The 3,851-nt window shown below is 67.5% G+C and carries 4 protein-coding genes; 3 read left to right on the top strand and 1 reads right to left on the bottom strand.

Annotated elements, in window-relative coordinates:
• Window positions 1-22 precede the first annotated feature (22 nt).
• The 3 genes from WCJ52_RS12110 to dxs are packed head-to-tail and all read left to right on the top strand — an operon-like array spanning window position 23 to window position 3,086.
• Window positions 23-265 (top strand): exodeoxyribonuclease VII small subunit, encoded by a 243-nt coding sequence (locus WCJ52_RS12110; RefSeq protein ID WP_336903562.1) that lies wholly within the window; start codon window positions 23-25, stop codon window positions 263-265.
• Window positions 262-1,146, top strand: coding sequence for a polyprenyl synthetase family protein (locus WCJ52_RS12105; RefSeq protein WP_336903561.1), 885 nt, complete (start codon window positions 262-264; stop codon window positions 1,144-1,146). The genes WCJ52_RS12110 and WCJ52_RS12105 overlap by 4 nt, the downstream gene beginning before the upstream one ends.
• 20 nt (window positions 1,147-1,166) lie before the next feature.
• Window positions 1,167-3,086, top strand: coding sequence for a 1-deoxy-D-xylulose-5-phosphate synthase (gene dxs / locus WCJ52_RS12100; protein WP_336903560.1), 1,920 nt, complete (start codon window positions 1,167-1,169; stop codon window positions 3,084-3,086).
• 10 nt (window positions 3,087-3,096) lie between these two features.
• On the opposite strand, the gene flgH is transcribed toward dxs, so the two are convergent.
• Window positions 3,097-3,834, bottom strand: coding sequence for a flagellar basal body L-ring protein FlgH (gene flgH / locus WCJ52_RS12095; protein WP_336903563.1), 738 nt, complete (start codon window positions 3,832-3,834; stop codon window positions 3,097-3,099).
• Window positions 3,835-3,851: the final 17 nt, after the last annotated feature.

Below are 3,851 nucleotides of genomic sequence, written 5' to 3'. Positions count from 1 at the left end.
AGGCTGAATTGCGGGGATTCCCATGGCTGAAGTCCAGGACATTGACGGTCTGTCTTTCGAGCAGGCGCTCTCCGAGCTTGAGCGGATTGTCGGCCAGCTTGAGAGCGGCCAGGCCCCGCTGGAGGAGTCCATCGCCCTCTATGAACGCGGCGCCCATCTCAAGGCGCACTGCGAGGGCCGCCTTGAGCAGGCCCGACTGAAGGTCGAGAAGATCGTCGTCAGCCCCGGCGGCGGCGTCGCCTCCGAACCTGCCAGTTTCGAGTGACCCCCGACACGGCCAGCCGGCTTGCGGCGGCGGCGTCCCGGACCGAATCCGTACTCTCCGCCCTGCTGCCCGGCATGGAAGGCCCCGAGGGCCGCCTGGCGGAGGCCATGCGCTATGCTGCCCTTGGCCCAGGCAAGCGCCTTCGTCCCTTCCTCGTCTTCGAGGCCGGGTCCGTGCTGGGGATCGAGGCTGATCGCCTGGAGCGTGTCGCCTGCGCACTGGAGTGTGTGCATGCCTATAGCCTCGTCCACGACGACCTTCCCTGCATGGATGACGACGACCTGCGGCGGGGGCGGCCGACGGTCCACCGGGCCTTTGATGAGGCGACCGCCGTGCTTGCCGGAGACGCCCTCCAGACCCTGGCCTTCGAGATCCTGGCCGCCCCTGAGACCCACCCGGACGGCAGGGTCCGGGCGGACCTTGTGGTCTGTCTGGCGCGGGCTTCAGGTGCGCGCGGCATGTGTGGCGGCCAGATGATCGACCTGTCCGGGAGCGGCGACGACCTGGGGACCGTAGCCCGCATGCAAAGGCTCAAGACGGGGGCCCTGATCTCTGCCGCCTTCGAGCTGCCCCTGATCCTTTCGCACGCCCAGGACCCTGACAGGCACGCCCTCCTGGCCTTCGCCCATGACCTGGGACTGGCCTACCAGATTGTCGACGACCTGCTGGATGTCGAGGGCGAGTCCGCCGTCGTCGGGAAGGCGACGGGCAAGGATTCCGGGCGGGGAAAAATCAATTTCGTCACCCTCCTGGGGGTTGCCGATGCCCGTGCCCGGCTGGGCCTGATCGCCGCCCAGGCCTGTGCCCATCTGGATCCCCTGGGGACGCGGGCCGATCCGCTCCGTGGATGCCTCGAATTCGTGCTTGATCGCCAACGCTGAATGCGAGCAAAGCACTGACCATGACGCCTCTGACACCGCTTCTCGACACCGTCTCAGCGCCTTCGGATATTCGCGGGTATTCGCTCGCCCAGTTGCGCCAACTGGCCGACGAGGTCCGCGCCGAGACGATCGACGCCGTCTCGCAGACGGGGGGGCACCTGGGTGCGGGTCTCGGCGTGGTCGAGCTGACCGTCGCCCTGCACCATGTCTACCAGACGCCAGAGGACATCCTGATCTGGGATGTCGGTCACCAGGCCTATCCGCACAAGATCCTGACCGGCCGCCGGGACCGGATCCGGACCCTCCGGCAGGGCGGTGGGCTCAGCGGTTTCACCAAGCGGGCGGAAAGTCCCTACGATCCCTTCGGGGCGGCCCACGCTGCCACGTCCATCTCTGCCGCCCTCGGATTCTGCGCGGCGCGCGACGCCAGGGGACGGGACAATAGCGTTGTCGCCGTCATCGGCGACGGCTCGATGAGCGCGGGCATGGCCTACGAGGCGATGAACAACGCCTGCGAGACGACCAGCCAGCTGACCGTGATCCTCAACGACAATGACATGTCGATCGCCCCTCCGGTGGGCGCCATGAGCGCCTACATGGCCCGGCTGGTCTCCGGCGGCGGCTACCAGTCGCTGAGGAAGCTCGGGAAGTCGGTGGCCAGCGCCCTGCCGCGCCCCCTTCAGGAAGCCGCCCGCAAGGCAGAGGAGTTCGCCCGGGGCATGGTGACCGGCGGCACCTTCTTCGAGGAACTGGGCTTCTACTATATCGGGCCGATCGACGGTCACGACATGGATGCCCTGATCCCGATCCTCCAGAACGCCCGGGAGATCCGGGACCGGCCGGTTCTGGTCCACGTGGTGACCCAGAAGGGCAAGGGCTACGCGCCTGCCGAGAGCGCCGATGACAAGCTTCACGCCGTTGCCCGTTTCGACGTGGTCACCGGCAGGCAGGCCAAGCCCGCCCAGCCGGCGGCGCCCGCCTACACGCGCGTCTTCGCCGACGCCCTGATCCGGCAGGCCGAGGCCGATCCCCGGATCGTCGCCGTCACCGCGGCCATGCCCTCCGGAACCGGGCTCGACCTCTTTGGAAAGCGCTTCCCGGACCGGACCTTCGACGTCGGTATTGCCGAACAGCATGCCGTGACCTTCGCGGCGGGGCTGGCGGCCGATGGCATGAAGCCGTTCGCGGCGATCTACTCGACCTTCCTCCAGCGCGGCTACGACCAGGTGGTCCACGACGTGGCGATCCAGAGGCTTCCTGTGCGCTTCGCCATTGACCGGGCGGGGCTGGTCGGTGCCGACGGTCCGACTCATGCCGGATCCTTCGACATCGGATTCATGGGCGCCCTGCCGGGCATGGTGCTGATGGCCGCTTCGGACGAGGCTGAACTTGCCCGGATGGTGGCGACGGCTGCCGCCATCGATGACCGCCCCTCCGCCTTCCGCTATCCCCGGGGCGAGGGCTTGGGCGTTGCCATTCCCGAGATACTAGAACCCCTCGAGATCGGTCGCGGCCGTATTGTGCGCGAAGGCACTGCAGTGGCCATTCTAAGCTTCGGTGCCCGGCTGGGCGAGAGCCTGAAGGCGGCAGATCTCCTCGCTGCGCGGGGAGTCTCGGCTACAGTCGCCGATGCCCGGTTCGCAAAGCCCCTGGATGAGGACCTGATCCTGCGACTTGCGCGGGAACACGAGGCCCTATTGACCGTGGAGGAGGGCGCCGCCGGAGGTTTCGGTGCCTTCGTCCTTCAGATGCTGGCGGCCCGGGGCGCTCTGGACCGGGGCCTGAAGGTCCGCACCCTGACCCTGCCGGACGTCTTCCAGGACCATGACAAGCCCGAGGTCATGTATGCCCAGGCCGGGCTGGATGCCGCGGGCATTGCAGCTTCGGCCTTCACCGCGCTTGGTGCCGGCCTGTCCGCAAGCGGCAGCCTGCGCGCCTGACGGCTCGGCCCTAGAAGGGCCAGAGCCGTGTCACCACCGACTGTCCAGCCGGGGTCTTCTGCACCGCCGAGATGTCGCCGCGGCCGCCGTAGGCAATGCGTGCCTCGGCGATCTGGGTGTGCCGGATCGTGTTGCTCGACGAAATGTCCTCTGGCCGGATGATCCCCGAGACCGTCAACTGCCTCAGTTCGGCGTTGGTCCGGACCTCCTGGGTGCCATCGATGATCAGGTTGCCGTTCGGCAGGATGCCAGTGACGACGGCGGCCACCGTCAGGGAGATGGCCTCCGCCCGGTTCACGCTCCCGGAGCCGCTGTTCGAGAAGGTCGAGTCGGTCTTGAACGGCGAAAGGTTGTCGAAGCCGTTACCCGGAGGCAGCAGCCGGCGAACCTTGTCCTCAAGCCCGAACATGGTGGACAGGGAGGCATCTGACGCCGAGTTCCGGTTCGAGACCGACGTGTTCGAGGTCTTGGCGGAGTCGTTGATCGCGATCTGCACGGTCACGATGTCGCCGATCCGGCTGGCCCTCTGGTCAATGAAAAAGGCCCTGGCCCCGCTGCGCCAGAGCGAGTTGGCGGAGGCCGGTGTGATTTCGGGTTCCGGTGGCATCATTCCCAGGTCGGGCCGGCGGTCGGGCGGTGTGACGGGATAGGAAGTGGGGCTGAGGCTGGGCCCGATGGCGGCATCTTTCACCGCCGTGCATGCGGTCATTGGAAGGGCGGCGAGGACGAGGAGGGCGGCGAAGCGCATGTGGGTAAACCTTGGCA

This window comes from Phenylobacterium sp., assembly GCF_037138395.1.
In the GTDB taxonomy this organism is placed as follows: domain Bacteria; phylum Pseudomonadota; class Alphaproteobacteria; order Caulobacterales; family Caulobacteraceae; genus Phenylobacterium.
This window is presented reverse-complemented; position numbering and strand designations above follow the sequence as displayed.